This window comes from Hyalangium sp. (genome assembly GCF_045802625.1).
GTDB lineage: Bacteria > Myxococcota > Myxococcia > Myxococcales > Myxococcaceae > Hyalangium.
Map to the genome: position 1 here is coordinate 1 of NZ_JBJMQP010000108.1, position 15,179 is coordinate 15,179.

General features: G+C 67.9%; 13 protein-coding genes. 5 read left to right on the plus strand and 8 right to left on the minus strand.

Going from position 1 to position 15,179, the window contains the following annotated elements; all coding sequences use genetic code 11:
* On the minus strand, positions 1-324 hold a 324-nt coding region (locus ACJ8AT_RS18985), incomplete at its 3' end, for a hypothetical protein (protein ID WP_407739174.1).
* An 889-nt stretch (positions 325-1,213) separates the two neighbouring features.
* Between ACJ8AT_RS18985 and ACJ8AT_RS18990 the strand changes: the two genes are divergently transcribed.
* Positions 1,214-1,531, plus strand: coding sequence for a hypothetical protein (locus ACJ8AT_RS18990; RefSeq protein ID WP_407739175.1), 318 nt, complete (start codon positions 1,214-1,216; stop codon positions 1,529-1,531).
* Between the two features lie 39 nt (positions 1,532-1,570).
* On the opposite strand, the gene ACJ8AT_RS18995 is transcribed toward ACJ8AT_RS18990, so the two are convergent.
* From ACJ8AT_RS18995 to ACJ8AT_RS19005, 3 genes are all read right to left on the minus strand, one after another.
* Positions 1,571-3,487 carry a LysM peptidoglycan-binding domain-containing protein gene (locus ACJ8AT_RS18995; protein ID WP_407739176.1) on the minus strand — a complete coding sequence of 639 codons (1,917 nt, stop codon included), beginning with the start codon at positions 3,485-3,487 and terminating at the stop codon, positions 1,571-1,573.
* A gap of 146 nt (positions 3,488-3,633) precedes the next feature.
* On the minus strand, positions 3,634-5,166 hold the full coding sequence (locus ACJ8AT_RS19000) for a multiheme c-type cytochrome (RefSeq protein ID WP_407739177.1): 1,533 nt from the start codon (positions 5,164-5,166) through the stop codon (positions 3,634-3,636).
* Positions 5,166-5,549: a PleD family two-component system response regulator gene (locus tag ACJ8AT_RS19005; RefSeq protein WP_407739178.1), complete on the minus strand. Its 384-nt coding sequence runs from the start codon at positions 5,547-5,549 to the stop codon at positions 5,166-5,168. Before ACJ8AT_RS19005 ends, ACJ8AT_RS19000 begins: the two co-directional genes overlap by 1 nt.
* A gap of 177 nt (positions 5,550-5,726) precedes the next feature.
* Between ACJ8AT_RS19005 and ACJ8AT_RS19010 the strand changes: the two genes are divergently transcribed.
* The 4 genes from ACJ8AT_RS19010 (at position 5,727) to ACJ8AT_RS19025 (ending at position 9,534) form a co-directional block, all read left to right on the plus strand.
* The gene (locus ACJ8AT_RS19010; protein ID WP_407739179.1) at positions 5,727-7,343 is read left to right on the plus strand and encodes a mechanosensitive ion channel family protein; all 1,617 of its coding nucleotides are present in this window, start codon (positions 5,727-5,729) and stop codon (positions 7,341-7,343) included.
* Between the two features lie 43 nt (positions 7,344-7,386).
* Positions 7,387-8,133 (plus strand): ZIP family metal transporter, encoded by a 747-nt coding sequence (locus ACJ8AT_RS19015; protein WP_407739180.1) that lies wholly within the window; start codon positions 7,387-7,389, stop codon positions 8,131-8,133.
* Positions 8,134-8,243: 110 nt separating this feature from the next.
* A complete protein-coding gene (locus tag ACJ8AT_RS19020; protein WP_407739181.1) occupies positions 8,244-8,687 on the plus strand; it encodes a CBS domain-containing protein in 444 nt (147 codons plus the stop codon).
* A gap of 61 nt (positions 8,688-8,748) precedes the next feature.
* A complete protein-coding gene (locus ACJ8AT_RS19025; RefSeq protein ID WP_407739182.1) occupies positions 8,749-9,534 on the plus strand; it encodes a class I SAM-dependent methyltransferase in 786 nt (261 codons plus the stop codon).
* 313 nt (positions 9,535-9,847) lie between these two features.
* Here the strand turns inward: ACJ8AT_RS19025 and ACJ8AT_RS19030 are convergent, their stop codons facing one another.
* The 4 genes from ACJ8AT_RS19030 to ACJ8AT_RS19045 all read right to left on the minus strand — a co-directional run bounded on the left by ACJ8AT_RS19030 (position 9,848) and on the right by ACJ8AT_RS19045 (position 15,039).
* On the minus strand, positions 9,848-11,389 hold the full coding sequence (locus ACJ8AT_RS19030; RefSeq protein ID WP_407739183.1) for a DHA2 family efflux MFS transporter permease subunit: 1,542 nt from the start codon (positions 11,387-11,389) through the stop codon (positions 9,848-9,850).
* A 30-nt stretch (positions 11,390-11,419) separates the two neighbouring features.
* Entirely contained in the window at positions 11,420-12,670 is a 1,251-nt protein-coding gene (locus ACJ8AT_RS19035) for an HlyD family secretion protein (protein WP_407739184.1), read from the minus strand.
* Between the two features lie 27 nt (positions 12,671-12,697).
* The gene (locus ACJ8AT_RS19040) at positions 12,698-13,234 is read right to left on the minus strand and encodes a MarR family winged helix-turn-helix transcriptional regulator (protein WP_407739185.1); all 537 of its coding nucleotides are present in this window, start codon (positions 13,232-13,234) and stop codon (positions 12,698-12,700) included.
* A 119-nt stretch (positions 13,235-13,353) separates the two neighbouring features.
* On the minus strand, positions 13,354-15,039 hold the full coding sequence (locus ACJ8AT_RS19045) for a phospholipase D-like domain-containing protein (RefSeq protein WP_407739186.1): 1,686 nt from the start codon (positions 15,037-15,039) through the stop codon (positions 13,354-13,356).
* Positions 15,040-15,179: the final 140 nt, after the last annotated feature.

The window sequence follows — 15,179 nt, forward strand, 5'->3', positions numbered from 1 at the left end:
CAGTGGCACGACGAGCGTGGCCAGCTCGAGCGTCTTCGGCTTGAAGAGGCGCTTGGGCAGGTCCGCGCGAGGTGCCAGCACCTCGATCATCTCGATGCGGACCTGCTCGGGCAGGGCGAAGTGGGCGAGGACGTCGGGCTCCGCCCGAGAGAGATACTCCTCGAGGAAGAGCCGCTGCTCCGCCAGACAGGCCTCCTGGGTGGGTGCGTGGCTCGTCAGGGAGGGAGCGGCGACGGGGAACGCCTGATGCGCCCCATTCCAGAGCTGCTGGCAGAGGAGCGGGGTGGCGAAGTCGAGGGTCCCGAGGGCGTCGGAGGAGGCCATGTGGCCGCCATCCTACGATGGACTCTTATAGCGGGAGGTCTACGTCGCGGCTGGACGTCGCCTTCGCGTTGTGCCCCGCAGATCGGATAGGCTACTGTCTCTTCCCATGAAGAGTGCCTCGCTATGGGGGCTACTGATCATGGGGTGCGCTACCGCAGCCCCGCCTGTTCTCACCGAACAAGACGCAGAAAGACCCCGTGGGGCCATGGTCAGAAGTGCCCGCGCTCGAGATGCCCAGCGGAGACACCTCCATCCCCATCACTTTGCTCAGGGATGTGGCGGACGCGCTGCTCAAACTGCCCGGCGCCAAGGTGTGTGACCCGGTCTCGCAGAAGCCCATCATCGGCCTGTCCACGGAGTACTGCTCGACGATCTACGTCGCTGGAACCCATGACTCCTTGTCCTGGCGAGTATCGGAACCAGTCGCGGGAAATCACGCGTCATGCCGGCCGTTCTTCTCAGTGATCGACGGCGATTACCCCGGCTCGCAAGTGTGCATTCCCTTCACCGAGGCGGCTGCCACGCTCGCGGCTGCAGCCGCCATCCGCGAGATGGTGAACACCAACACGGATCCAGGTCTCTTCCGAGGGTGCACCAGCCCTGCACAAGGAATGGATGTTGCCGTCTTCACCGGGCCGACGAAGGCCTGTATTACGTGGTGCTTGATCAGCGCTTTCAGCGCTGCGGTGGCCCGAGCGGGCGCGTCCTCGACTGGCAATACATCTACGCGGTTACGCCTCAAGGCGAGGTCGTGGCCAGAGCAGAGCCACCCGCCGCCACGGAGGGGACGGTTGTCCCTCCGCCTGGGCAGGGCCCCACACCTGAGCAAGCCCCATTGGCTGAAGCTTTGCCGGTCCCTGCCAGTGTGCCTCCCGTGAATGGAGACATCGTGGCGTCCACTGCGATCCGTTGGCCCGAGAACCTGACTCCCCTGGCGGTGTTGGATGGGCCTGCTATCGTTGTGGCCAATACAGCGGTGAGGCACGTGCTAGCGCAAAAAGAGTATCCAGCCGAGTGCGAGCCTTCCGCTGAGTCGTTGAAGGCCACCCTGGGGTACCAGGAGCCCCTGTATTACGTCCGGATCGACGCTCGCGCGGAGCGGTGCACCCAGGTGGTGCCCGGCGTGGAGCCCCAGCCCGGCTGGTTCAAGGTGTATGCGTTTTTAAAAAACGGAGCAATGATCGCGCCCAATCCACCCCCTCCGTAATGCACGGGAGCGTATGGGCGGTGTTTTCCTGCGATTCGTTCAGGGCGCGGCCACCACGAGCTGCTTGCCGGCGGGCACAGTGCGTTGGTCCTTGATGTTGTTCCACCGCTTGATGTCATCCACGGTGATGCCGTAGCGCTGGGCCACGGACCAGAGCGTCTCGCCCACAGCCAGCGTGTGCGTGGCGTGACGGCCGTCCTGGGGCTTCACCGGCTCGCGGGTGGACGCCAGCACCGTGCCCGCGCGCTCCTGCACCGGCGACGTGGCGGGAGTGCCCGGCCACACCTGGATCAGCGTGCCCACCTGCAGCCCGCGCTTGCTCCGGGGCAGCTCGTTCCACTTCCGCAGATCCTCCACCGTCACGTTGAAGTGCTGGGCGATGGCCCACAGGCTGTCTCCGTCCTGCACGCCGTAGGTGACGCGGGTGCGGCCGTCGATGACCTCCGTCTTGATGGCGCCCGTGGCCACCGGCGCCCGAGGCGTCCCCGCGGGGATCTCCTCTTCGGGGCGCGTCGCCGTCACGCCGCTGCGGCGCGCCTGAGCCACCTTGCGCTCCAGCGCCGCCGAGCCGTTGCGGCCCGCCGGCACGGGGATGGCCAGATCCGCGTTGATGCGCAGCGAGCGCGCGTTCTTCAGGCGGTTGAACTGAAGGATGGCCTCCTGCGCGCTGCCGTAGGACAGGGCGATCTTCGACAGCGTGTCCCCGCGCTTCACCTTGTGGATGCGGAACGCCAGGCGCTCGCTGGGGGAGATCTGCTTGAAGTTCTTCGCGAACTGCTCCGCGGTGCCCTTCGGCAGCCGGAGCACGTACGGCTGCTTCTCCGTGGCCGGCGGGGTGCACCAGCGCTTCAGCTCCGGGTTGAGCTCCTGCACGTCCTTGACGCTGATCCCCGCCGCGCGGGCGATGACGTCCAGGTCCGTGGCGTCCACGAGCTTCGCCTCGTCGAAGGCCATCGGCGGCTCGTACTCGAACTCCTCCTCGCGGAAGCCGAACGCGCTCGGGTTCTTGGCGATGAGCGCCGCGGCGATCAGCTTGGGCACGTAGTGCTTTGTCTCCTTGGCGAAGCCCTTCTCCTCGGACAGCGCCCAGAAGTCCGAGGTGCCGTACTTATCCATCATCCGCCGCACGCGCCCGCCGCCCGTGTTGTAGCCGGCCCAGGCCAGGTACCAGTGCCCCAGGTCATCGTGCATCTGCTTGAGGTAGGCCGCCGCCGCGTAGGTGGACTTGATCGGATCCCTTCGCTCATCCACCCAGAAGTCCTCGCGCAGGCCGAACATGCGCGCCGTGCCGGAGATGAACTGCCACGGCCCCGCCGCGTGCGCCCACGAGTACGCGCTCGAGGAGAACCCGCTCTCGATCATCGCCAGGTACACCGTGTCGCGAGGCAGCCCCTTCTGCTCGAGGATGGGCTGCATCACCGGCAGGTAGCGCGTGGAGCGCGATACCCACTTGCGGTACCACTTGCGGCCCGGGCCCTGGAAGAACTGGATGTACTGCGCCACCAACGGCTGCATCTCCACGGGGATGTCGTACCGGTCCTGGATCTGCGCGACGTCGAAGTTCTCCAGGTCCTTGATGAGGGGCAGCTCGGGCGGGGTGTCGTCCTCGCGGAGGATGGGCTCCTCCAGCGCGTCCAGCATCCGCAGGCGCAGCGGGTTGGCCACGCCCAGCCGGCGCAGGGACTGGAGCACCTCCGCGTTCGGCTTCGCCGCCGGATCCAACGCCGCCCCTTCCAGGGCGCGCAGCTCCTCCATCTCGGCGGACTCGGACTCCACGTCCTCGTTGGCCTCCTCGGGCTCGTCCGCCGTCTCCTCCGCCGCATTGCTGCCGAGCAGCTGCTTCTTCTCCTCGGCCCCGAGCACGTGCATGCCGGGAGGCGGAGGCGGCATCGGCAGCTCTTCCTTCGAGGAGGGAACCGAGGCGAGGGTGACCAGCATCAAGCAGAGAGACGGCATGGAGACCCTGAGGGCAGGCGCCCGGAAAGCAGGAGAAGACCCAAGTTTCCGCGATTTCCCTTGACAGTCAAACAACCAACCCGGCGGCCTGCTTCCCGAGCAGGCATTCGCAGCCCGGAAGTTTCACCGCCAGTTGGGAATACCGCCTACTTCTTGCCGGTGGGCTGGCCGTGGCCGGGCCCGAGGATCTGGGGGAGGTACGTCGCGAAGTCGAAGTGCGGCGAGTTCTCCGGGTTGTGGCAGGTGACGCACACCTCGCGCGTGGGCTCGGCGACGATGTTCTTCGTCGTGGGGTTCTCGGCGTGGAGCGAGCCCGGGCCATGGCAGCTCTCGCAGCCGACGCCCTCTCGCCCCGCCACTTTGTCCAGCCGGCACACGCCGCCGGGCTTCTCGTAGCCAGTGACATGACAGCCCACGCAGTTGAGGTGGTACTGCTTTCCCTTCTCCTCGAGCGTGGTCCAGGCGTGGCTGTGCTTGGAACTCTCCCAGGGGGGCATTGCCTCCGAGTGGCACTCCTTGCAGGCGGCGGTGCCCACGAAGGCGGCCTGGCCCTTCTTCGGCGCGGGGCAGTCCTCGCCGTGCTCCTTGGCCCAGGCAAGGTTCATCTGCCCCACGTCCTTGTCATACGCCTTCACCACCGCCTGCACGTCCGGCTGGCTGGGGAGGTTGGACTCCAGCGGGAGGAAGCGCACCGAGAAGCTGTTCACCCCCGCGGGAGCCGCCACGGGCTCCGTCAGCAGCTTCTGCTTGCGCGCGGCCAGCTCCTCCAGCTTGGCCTGCAGGCCCTGGTGGCGCTGGGGATCGATGCCCGGCAGGTTGATCTCCTTGTTGAGCATCGCCATGCGCTGGTCCAGCAGCGAGGCCTCCCGGTCCGTGTCCGCCTGGGAGGTCGCCTGGGTGAAGCGCCCCTGCTGGGGGCCGTAGCTCAGGTCCACGCGCAGCAGCTCGCGGCCCTTGCTCTGCAGCGCCACCACGGGCACGGTGGCCCGCACCTGCTTGTGGTCCTCGCCGCTGAACTCGGTGGCGGTGTGGGTAGCGATGAGCAGGTCCGCCTGCAGGCCCGGCTGGTCGGCCGCCGCCTGCGCCTGCTCCACCGTGTCGTGGAAGAGCGCCACCACGAAGTCCGCGCCGTCCTTGCGCGCCTGGGCGCTGGCCTCCAGGAGCTGCGGCACCTCCTTCGCCGACACCACGCCCACCTGCCGAGCCCCCGCCCGCAGCAGCTTCACGCCCCCGGCCGGCAGCTCCGGCAGGCCCAGGCTCTGGCGGAAGGCCTCGCCTCGCACGTCATCCAGCTCGCCCGTGGCGCGGACGGCCAGCCCCATCTTCTTCATGGACTCGGCCAGCGCCTGCGCCTTGCGCTCCTCCTGAGGCACCTGCGCCGGCTTGAGCGTGGGCTCGCCAAAGAGGCTGTCGCCCCCGTCGATATAGAGGACGGGCAGGCCGCTCTTGCGCGCCTCCTGCACCTCGAAGGCCGCCCGATCAATGCCGCCGCGCATGTTCTCGCTGCAGCCGCACGGGCCCAGATAGCCGCGCGTGTCCGCGGAGAACAGCAGGATGGCGCCCGAGGGTCTGCTGGCCTCCTCCGCCGCGCTGGGAGGAGACGCCGGGGCCGGATCCGGGGCGCGCTTGCAGCCCGCGAGCCCCACCGCCAGCAGCGTCAGGACCGTGAGCGAGCGCATCACCAGAGGATGCTCTGCACCAGCTCGTCGATCTTCTCGCCCATGGCCTCCAGCCCGTTCACCTTGGACAAGGAGCCGTCGGCGCCCACCTGCTCGGCCAGCTTGGACAGCTCGTCGTCCGGCAGGCTGGAGAACAGGATGATGGGGATGTCCTGCGTGCCATACTGGTTCTTCAGGGTGCGGCAGATGTCCGTGCCCTTGGCCTCGGGCATGTGGATGTCGGTGAGGATGAGGTCCGGCCGCCAGTTGCGCAGCGTCTTCTCGAACTCCATCAGCGTCGAGGTGGCGACCACCTCATAGCCGCGCGCCTCGAGAACGGCCTTCTCCATGGCGAGGGTGATCTCGCTGTCGTCGATGAGGAGGATTTTTCGCTTCTCTTGCACGGCGACCTTCCCTTGGAGCCTCGTTCTAACTTATCCGCCTCCCGAGGTACCACGGCTTTCCGCCCGCTTGGTTGCTCAACGACCCTCTTGCCATGTCGACGGGCATACGGTCCGCTGCTCTGCCCCTTCAGTGAACATTGCGCGCAAAGCCGCGCCGAAGGAGTAAGGAGATCGGCCATGCCCCGAGCCTTTCCGGCCTTCTGCTGCGCTCTCATCCTCGCCGCCCTCCCGGCCTGGGCTCTCAACTCCGGTTTGGGTGCACCTCCACCTACCGTGGACCGGCAGACCCCGGTGGCCACCGTGCACGGCTTCATCGAGGCGGCCCACGCGGGGGACTACCGGCGGGCGGCGCACTACCTGGATCTGGACTTCCTGCCCCGCTCCGAGCAGGCCGAGCGGGGGGCCCAGCTGGCCCGCCGGCTGAAGTTCGTCCTGGATCGCAAGCTGCCCATCGACTTCTCCGTGCTGAGCAAGTCCCCCGAGGGAGACCCCACCGAGCCGCGCTTCGACCAGCTCGGCACCATCCTGCTGAACGACGTGGAGGTGCCCATCCGCCTCCAGCGCGTGGTGGGGAGCGATGACGGTGCGCTGGTGTGGGTGTTCAACGAGTCCACGGTGAAGCAGGTGGACAAGCTCTTCGACGCGTACGGCCCGCTGCTGGCCGAGACGCTGCCGGCGGTCTTCTTCGAGAAGCCGGTGCTGGGGCTGGAGCCGTGGCAGTGGCTGGGGCTGGTGGTGGTGCTGATGGCCGGCTGGGTGCTGGCGCTGCTGGGCGAGCGCGTGACGCTGGCGTTCGCGATGCGGCTGGCGAAGTGGACCAAGATGCAGTGGGACGACTCGCTGGTGGGCGCGGGCCGGGGGCCGCTGCGGCTGCCGTACTACGCGGCGCTGCTGGCGCTGGGCGCCTCCGTCCTGTTGCTGCCGCAACCCGTCCACAGGGCGATCAACCAGCTCTGCTACTCGTTGGTCATCATCGCGGTGGCCTGGTTCATCCTGCGCTTCCTGCACGTCACCACCGTCTACCTGCAGGACAAGGTCTCCGAGCATGCGGAGGATGAGGGGCGGCTGCGCAGCCTGAGCACCCAGCTCGCCGTGCTCCGGCGCGTGCTCGAGTCAGCCACCTATATTGTCTCGGCGGCGCTGCTGCTCATGCAGTTCGAGGTGGTGAAGAGCGTCGGAGTGTCGCTGCTGGCCTCGGCGGGACTGGCCGGCCTGGTGATTGGCCTCGCGGCGCAGAAGTCCATCTCCACGCTGCTGGCCGGCATCCAGCTGTCGATGACGCAGCCCATCCGCCTGGGAGACCAGGTGGTGGTGGAGAACGAGTTCGGCACCGTGGAGGAGATCACCCTCACCTATGTGGTGGTCCGGATCTGGGACGAGCGCCGCATGGTCATCCCCATCAGCCAGTTCCTGGACAAGCCCTTCCAGAACTGGAGCCGGTCCGGCTCGATGATGCTGGGAGACGTGCTGCTCCAGGTGGACTACTCGACGGACATCGACGCGCTGCGCGCGGAGCTGCGGCGCATCCTGGAGAACGAGGGCCGCGAGCTCTGGGACGGCAAGGTGCAGGGCGTGGTGGTGCTCAACGTCCTGGAGAAGACGCTGTCGGTGCGTGCGCTGGTCAGCTCGCACTCCAGCAAGCTGTTCGATCTGCGCTGCCTGGTGCGCGAGCGGCTCATCGTCTTTTTGCGCAACCACCCGGCGTGGCTGCCCACGGTGCGCAGCGAGACGCGGGGGCTGGCCCAGGGCGAGCAGCCCACCTCACCGGCGTCGGCTCCAACGCCTCGGGCCTGACAAGTGTCGCGCCTGCTCTATCTGAGGTAGGGTCCGCGCCCCAATGTCGCAGGTCGTGGCCGCGGTCGCCGCCTACTCATTCTTCATCGTGCTGGGAGCCATCGTCGGCTCACTGGTGGTGGTCTTCACCCACCGAGCCACGCGGCTGGTGTCCTTCCTGGCCTTCGCCGCGGGAGTGATGCTGGGCGCGGCCTTCTTCCACATGCTGCCCGAGGCGTTCCGCGGAGGCGGCTATCCGTCCTTCACGCTGGTGCCGGCGGGCTTCGTCTGCCTCGTGGTGCTGGAGCGCTACTTCCTCTCGCACTCGTGCGAGGAGCCGATCGAGTGCACCGAGCACGCGCACCACGGGCTGGGGCTCACGGCGTTCGTGGGCCTCTCCGTGCACACGCTCATCGATGGCGTGGCGCTGGGCTCGTCCGTGAAGGAGGGCGTGGGGCTGATGGCCTTCATCGCCATCATCGCGCACAAGATCCCGTCCTCGCTGTCGCTCGCCTCGATCCTCAAGTCGGAGGGGAAGAGCTCCGCCGTCCTCCTCTCCTACGCCACCTTCTACGGGCTCATCGTGCCCGTGGGCGCCGGGCTCTACCTTGCCTCGGACGCGGCGCTGCACTTCGAGAAGTTCTCGCCGTGGGCGCTCGCGTTCTCCGCGGGCACCTTCCTCTATATCGCCGTGTCGGATCTGCTCCCCCACGTCAGCCGCCATGGCAAGGACCGGCAGGGGCGCAACCTGGTGGCGCTCGTCGCTGGGCTGCTGCTGATGCTCGCGCTGGCGCGCTTCACGGAGCACTGAATCGCCCGGGGCAGCCGCACGGGCGGCGGGCTGCCGGCCCATGGGGCAGGTGCATTCGCTCCCAGTTGCACACACCGTTGAGGGCAGGCGGAAGCCCGGAGGAGACAGCCATGCTCACGGTTGCAGATCTCATGACCCGCGATGTCGTCACGCTGGAGGCGGAAGAGGGGCTCATCCAGGTGGATGACCTCCTGAAGCGGCACCACATCCGCCACGTGCCTGTCGTGCACGGCCGCAAGCTCGTGGGGCTGGTGAGCCACCGGGATCTCATCCGCGCGCTCGCTCGGCAGCCGGCGGGGCAGGGCGCTCTGCCCGTCAGCGTGAAGGACGTGATGACGCGGGAGGTGGAGACCGTGGAGCCCTCCGCCTCCGTCCGTCAGGCCATCGAGAAGCTCCTGGATCGCCGCTTCGGGTGTCTGCCCGTGGTGGATGAGCAGGGAGAGCTCGTGGGCATCATCACCGAGTCCGACTTCATGCGCCTGGCCCTGGAGCTCCTCGAAGAGCGAGACACTCGCGCTCCGGACTTCGAACAGGTGCCCGTGAGCCCGCACTGACGCGAGCCCCTTGGCTTTCGGCTCGCCGGGCTGGAGGATGCGCGCCCCGCATCCAGCCCCTATGGAACGACGCTCAGACTGGTACTCCCACCCCAAGTATTACGAGGCCATCTTCGGCACCGACACCGTGAAGGAGATGGACTTCCTGCTCTCGGTGAACCGGCACCACGGCACCGGAGGCTCCCTGCTGTTCGAGCCCGCGTGTGGCGCCGGGCGGCTCGTCGCCGAGGCGGCTCGCCGAGGACTCGACGTCGTGGGCTATGACATCTCCGAGCCGATGCTCGCGCACGCCCGCCGCAGGCTCTCGCCCGCGAGGCGCCGCCAGGTCCACCTCTTCCAGTCGCGCATGGAGTCCTTCACCGCGCCCGAGTGGGAGGGCCGCGTGGACCTGGCCTTCAACCTCGTCTCCACCTTCCGCTACCTGGACAGCGAGGCCGCCGCCCGCGCCCACCTGCGGAGCACCCGCCGGATGCTCAAGCCCGAGGGCCTGTACGTGCTCGGCTTCCACCTCACCGACTACGCCCGCGCCACCCTCGAGCGCGAGCGCTGGGTCGGGCGCGTGGGCCGTGACACCGTCGTCTGCAACACCCGCGAGGGCCTCCCGGATCGCCCCCTGCGTCGCTCGCCCATGCGCAACCGCCTGCGCATCACCGGGCCAGGGAAGGACATGCTCATCGAGACGACGTGGTTCTTCCGCACCTACGATCTGGCCGAGGCCCGGCGCCTCTTCCGCTCCGCGGGCCTGCGCCTCGTGGCCACGTACGACTTCGACTACCGGCTGGACGCCCCCCTCGGCCGCGGCAGCAACCGGTTGGATCGCGTCTTCATCCTCCAGCCGCAGCTGTAGGCTACGGAACGGAAGTGGCACCGAGTGGACAGGTGGCTCTTTCGCCCCGTTTGCGTCCACTTTGAACGCAGCTGCTTCCAGGGCGGACGCAGTTGCGTCCAACTCGAACGCGACGCCTCTCCCAGCGACTCTCTAAGTGGCTGATTTGCCTACAGGCGTCATGCCTTCCGGGATGGCACACCACGCGCATGGGGAGAGGGTGTGCGTTCCCAATAGGGCTCGCATCGCAGGCTGGGGGGGCTAAAGCGCGGAAGGAGGGGCCGCTTCTTCCGCGCTTTTACATTTCCGGAGCCCTCCCACTGCCGGGCCCGGCTCAGTGGGCGCCGCCCTCGATCTTCACGTTCGCGCCGGGCCTCTTGAGCAGCAGCACCAGCCCCAGCGAGCACGCGAACAGCACCGCCAGCGTGGTGAAGTTGGCGTTGAAGGCCCGCACCAGCGCCTGGGTGGTGATGCGCAGGTTCAGCACGCCGTAGGCGGCGCCGGTGGGATCGAACACCCGGCCCGCGAACTGCCCCTGCATGCCGGCGAGCTGCTCCTGCACCACCTGGCTGTAGGCGTCCACGTGAGAGGTCAGCAGCGTGGTGTTCAGCTTGGCGGAGCTGCTGAGCGCGCTGCTCATCCACGCCGTGCCAATAGAGCCGCCCAGCTCTCGGGTGAGGTTGAAGAGGCCCGCTCCGTTGCCGCGCTGCTCGGGCTTCAGGTCGCTGAGCGCAATCACCGACATGGGCACGAAGACGAAGCCCATGGAGCAGGCGCGGATGAAGATCGGCAGGATGAGCGTGCCTTCATCCACCCGGTTCGTCAGGTAGCCGTTGATGAAGAGGGACGCGCACATGCCTGTGATGCCGAGCGCCACCATCATGCGTCCATCCAGCTTGTTACCGAAGCGGCCGATGAGCGGCATGATCGCGATCTGGATGGCGCTGCCCTTGAGGAACAGCAGCCCGATGTCCAGCGCTGAGTAGCGCATCACCGTGCCGCAGAAGAGGCTGAACAGGAAGCTGCCAGAGAACAGCGCCGTGCCGACCAGGAAGTTCACCCCGGTGGCCGCCGAGTAGGAGCGGTTGGCGAACACCCGTAGATCCACCACGGGCTTGGGTGTCTCCAGCTCGTGGACGATGAAGGTGATGAGCGCCGCGGCCGCGACAATCGCCAGCACGGTGATAGTGCGGCTGTCGAACCAGTCCTCGCGGTTGCCCTCCTCCAGCACGTACTGGAGCGACGCCATGCCCACCGCCAGCAGGGCGATGCCGGGGCGATCCACCGGCTCGGTGGAGGGGACGAAGTTCTTCTGCTCGATGTGGCGCCAGGCCATGTACGCGGCGAACAGGCCCACCGGCAGGTTGATCAGGAACACCCAGTGCCAGCTCGCGGCGTCAATCAGCATGCCGCCCACGGTGGGCCCCAGCAGCGGCCCCGTCACCGCCCCGAGCCCGAAGAGCGCGCCCGCCATGCCGTGCTCCTCGCGCGGGTAGCGGGCGAAGAGCAGCGACTGCGCGGTGGGGATGATGGCGCCGCCGCCCATGCCCTGCAGAATCCGGAACATCACCAGCGAGGGCAGGCTCCAGGACATGCCGCACAGCACGCTCGCCGCGGTGAAGAGCAGCACCGAGAAGGTGAAGTAGCGCCGGAAGCCGAAGCGCCGCTGGAACCACCCCGTCATGGGGATGACCACCACGTTGGCCATCATGTAGCCGGTGGATACCCAGGCGATCTGATCCAGCGGCGTGCCGAAGCTGGCGCGGATGTCGGTCAGCGCCACGTTGACGATGGAGATGTCGAGCACCGCCATCAGCGCCGCGGCCATCGCGGCGATGGTGATGCCGGCCTTGGAGCCGGTGATGGTCTCTTGCATGGTGCGCCTCGCGCGCTCACCCCCGAGGGGCTAGCGGCTCCTCAAGTCGACCGTCACCTCGGCGCTCATGCCCGGCTTGAGCGGCAGGTCGCCCGGCTTCTCGTCGAAGCGCACCAGCACGGGGATGCGCTGCACCACCTTCACGAAGTTGCCCGAGGCGTTGTCCGGAGGCAGCAGCGCGAAGCGCGCCCCGCTGGCGCCGGCCAGGCTGTCCACGTGGCCCTTGAAGAGGTGGCCGGAGAAGGCATCCACCTTCACGTCCACCGGCTGGCCCGGGCGCATGTCGCCCACCTGGTCCTCCTTGAAGTTGGCCACCACCCACATGTCGTCCTGGGGGACGATCGCCATCAGCGGACGCTCGGGGCCCACCATCTGCCCGGGCTCCACCGTGCGGCGGCTCACCTGGCCCGTCACCGGAGCGCGCACCTGCGTATAGGACACGGCCAGCTCCGCCAGCGACAGCGCCGCGCGGGCCTGCTGCAGCCGCGCCTCGGCCAGCTTCACCGCCGCCTGGGCCGCCTGCACCTGCGCCGGTCCCGCCTGCGCCGCCACCAGCCGGCCCTGCGCCGCCTCGAACCCGCCCGAGGAGTTCTCGATGCCCGCCTCGGTGGAGGCCAGCCGCGCCCGGGCCTGCTCCAGCGCCGCGTGGGCCTGATCATACGCCGCCTGGCGCATGTCGAGCTCCGCCGGGGAGAGGGCGCCCTCGGAGGTGAGCTGCTTCACGCGGCCCAGATCCGTCTCGGTCAGCTTGAAGCGGGCCTCGGCGGAGGCCACGTCCGCGCGGGCCTGATCCAGCGCGGCCTTGGAGGAGTTGATGCCGCTCGAGGCCTGCGTCACGCCTGCCTTGGCCTGGCGGAGGTTGGCGCCGACCGTCGCATCCGTGAGCGAGAGCTGCGCCTGGGCGGAGGCAAGCTGGGCCTCGGCGCTGAGCACGTCCGCCTTGGCCGCCTCCAGCTTCGCGTCCAGATCCTTCCGGTCCAGCTCCACCATCACGTCCCCGGCCTTCACGAGCTGATTGTCCTGCACCAGCACCTTGGCCACCTGGCCGGCCACGCGCGGCGACACGTTGGCGACGCGGCCCTCCACCTGGGCGTCATCGGTGGACTCGCGGCCGTAGGTGAGCAGGTAGTGCCCACCCGCCACGAGCGCGGCCACGCCCAGGATGGTGGGCAGGACGATCTTCGCGCGCGAGCGCGGAGCGGCGGGCTTGGGGGGAGCCACGGCCTCGAGGGAGGGAGGAGGCGGAAGGTTCGGTGCGGGAGAGGCGGTCTGGGTCGTCATGGGAGAGGGGTGTTGTGGGAAAGGGCTTCAGGGGTCTCTCAGGGCAGGGATGCCCGAGGCCACCTTCTTCAAGAGCTGTTGCAGGGTGGCGCGCTCGGCCTGGCTCAGCGGCGCCATCAGCGCGGCGACGCGGCGGTAGTGGTCTGGCAGCATGCCCTGGAGGAACGCGTGCGCCTTGGGCGTGAGGTGCACCGTGTACATCCGGCGATCCTCGGGATGATCTTGTCTGGAGATGAAGCCGCTGTGCTCCAGGGTGTCCAGCAGCCCCGTCATGGTGGCGCGGCTGCACGCGGAGTTGTCGGCCAGCTCCGCGGGGGTGAGGCCCGCGCCAGTGGAGTCCTCCTCATAGAGCAGGTGGATGAGCACCACGAAGCGCCCCTGGGACAGGCCATGGCGCGCGAAGTGGGCCTCGTAGGCATCCCCGAGCTCCTGCGCGGTGAGCAGCATGGCCAGGCACGTCTCGATGGCGCTCGCGTCCAGCTCCGGGAAGCGCCGCGCGAGCCGCTGCATCCGCTCATAGCGGGGCACGGTCACCTTCATGCGGACGGGGGCGCGGGTCGACACGGGGGGGGCATTTAATAAGGGACCTGATTATTTTCGCAACTCAATGGTTTGGGGCCTAATTATTTTGGAAGCCAAGTACCCCCTGAGTTCAGGGGGTTGGCCGATCCGGGAGTTGACACTCAGCGGATGAAGAGGGTGCGCTCGATGTAGGAGATGTCCTGGGGATCGTAGAAGCGCTGGTACCAGGGCGCCGTGCCCTTCGCAGGCGTCGCCCCCTGGAGGACCAGCGGCTGCGCCTCGGTCGCGTTCTGGATCGAGTCGCGGAACTCGTAGTGGTCCACCAGGCGGATGCCCTCCACCGCGTAGGCCTGGACGAGGGCGCGATCGTAGATGGCCAGCAGGTTGTCGCCGTTGGCCTCCTCGCCCCCCTGGGCCAGGTTCGACGAGCCGGCGAACACCACGGGCGTCCCATCATTGAAGTCCACCACGGCGAACTTGTGGTGGATGACCTGGCCCATGCCGCCGCTCCACTCCTCCTGGAAGGGAGGCGGGACATGGCCCTTGAGGCACTCGAAGTCCACCAGCACGCCGTTCTTCTCCCCCGGCCGGTAGAGCGACAGGCCCTTGGAGTGCTGCGTCACGCCGTAGCTGAACAGGTTGGACTTGCTGGGCAGCCCCCGCAGCTCCTCGAGCACCTTGCCGGAGCCGTCCAGCTCCATCACCGCGTAGATGACGGAGCTCTTCGCATCGGCGATGGCCTGGCTCACGCGGTCCAGGGAGATGCTCGCCTGCGAGTGTGGCGAGAACGCCACGCTGAAGCGCGGCAGGCCCGGCTTCTGGAAGTCGAACCACTGCTGGGAGATGGGCGCCTTGGCGAAGCCCTTCATGTTGGAGAAGGCGGCCTCGAACGCCTCCTCGTACCTGGCCGCGACGTCCGGATCCTCGAAGAACAGGACGGAGTTGGCCTGCACATACAGGCCGCGCAGGGAGAAGTTGGCCGAGCCGGTGAGCACGCTGTGCGGCTTCCCGTCCACCTTGCGGATGAGGACCTTGTTGTGGGCGAAGCGCTTGAAGCAGCCGCTGACCACGTTGGCCTCTCCGGCGGAGGCCTTGAGGCGCTGGAGGACCTCGATCTCCATGGCGCCCGGCTTGGTGTGCAGGGGCGCGTTGTCGAGCACCGCGCGCAGCCGGCTCTTCATGGCCTGCAGCTGGCGGACGATGTACGGCTCGTCGATGTCGTAGGCGAAGAGATCGAGCGTGGAGCGGGGATCCTTCACGCAGGCCTCCACGAAGTCGATCATCAGCTTGCGCGCGTGGAACCCGAGCCAGGTGTACTTCTCCTGATACGGCTCATAGTCGTAGTCGAGCGACTTGGGCATCGGGCCAAACGCCAGATCCTTGCCCCACTTCTCCGAGTACACCTGGGAGGACATATACCCACGGGTGAAGCCGAGCTGCATGGGGCTGGGCTCGGGTTGAATGTCGATATCCACGAAGGTGGACGGGCCGGGCTCCGGCTTGTCCTGTCCCGGGCGCAGGTACATGGCGGTGACTTCGTAGCGGTAGTCGCCGGGCTCCACTTCGACGGGCGCGTGGAACCAGCGGAACTTCTGGAAGGGGGCCTCGTTGGAGGGCGTGTATGTGCCCTCCTGGGCGGAGGACTGGCTGTGCAGCCCCTCGTCATAGCTGAGCCGGTTGGGCAGGTACGCGGACTGCCCGCTCGGCGTGGTGACCTTGACGGCGAAGCCGGTGAGGTTCGAGGTCAGGTGCGGCTCGACATCGAAGGAGAGCAGCGCGCTGCGGTCTCCACCGTAGACCTTCACGGTGAGGCCCTCGTTGGTGCTCTGCGCTTGCAGTGTCTTCATGGATGATTCCTCATTGGAGGCGGGGGCGAGTGGGGTGCTCACCTGTCAGTGAGCAAGGCTTGTTCCAGCGGGCGGACAGATGGGCGCGTCCGGGACTCACGAGAGCGGGCCCCGGGGGGAGTGCTCCGGACCCACGCGCC

Bases quoted from the DNA above. Each gene is read 5' to 3' on its own strand.
- ACJ8AT_RS19015 (WP_407739180.1), top strand. From the start codon at position 7,387: ATGTCGCAGGTCGTGGCCGCGGTCGCCGCCTACTCATTCTTCATCGTG.
- ACJ8AT_RS19035 (WP_407739184.1), bottom strand. From the start codon at position 12,670: ATGACGACCCAGACCGCCTCTCCCGCACCGAACCTTCCGCCTCCTCCC.
- ACJ8AT_RS19030 (WP_407739183.1), bottom strand. From the start codon at position 11,389: ATGCAAGAGACCATCACCGGCTCCAAGGCCGGCATCACCATCGCCGCG.
- ACJ8AT_RS19010 (WP_407739179.1), top strand. From the start codon at position 5,727: ATGCCCCGAGCCTTTCCGGCCTTCTGCTGCGCTCTCATCCTCGCCGCC.
- ACJ8AT_RS19020 (WP_407739181.1), top strand. From the start codon at position 8,244: ATGCTCACGGTTGCAGATCTCATGACCCGCGATGTCGTCACGCTGGAG.
- ACJ8AT_RS18995 (WP_407739176.1), bottom strand. From the start codon at position 3,487: ATGCCGTCTCTCTGCTTGATGCTGGTCACCCTCGCCTCGGTTCCCTCC.
- ACJ8AT_RS19045 (WP_407739186.1), bottom strand. From the start codon at position 15,039: ATGAAGACACTGCAAGCGCAGAGCACCAACGAGGGCCTCACCGTGAAG.
- ACJ8AT_RS19000 (WP_407739177.1), bottom strand. From the start codon at position 5,166: ATGCGCTCGCTCACGGTCCTGACGCTGCTGGCGGTGGGGCTCGCGGGC.
- ACJ8AT_RS19025 (WP_407739182.1), top strand. From the start codon at position 8,749: ATGGAACGACGCTCAGACTGGTACTCCCACCCCAAGTATTACGAGGCC.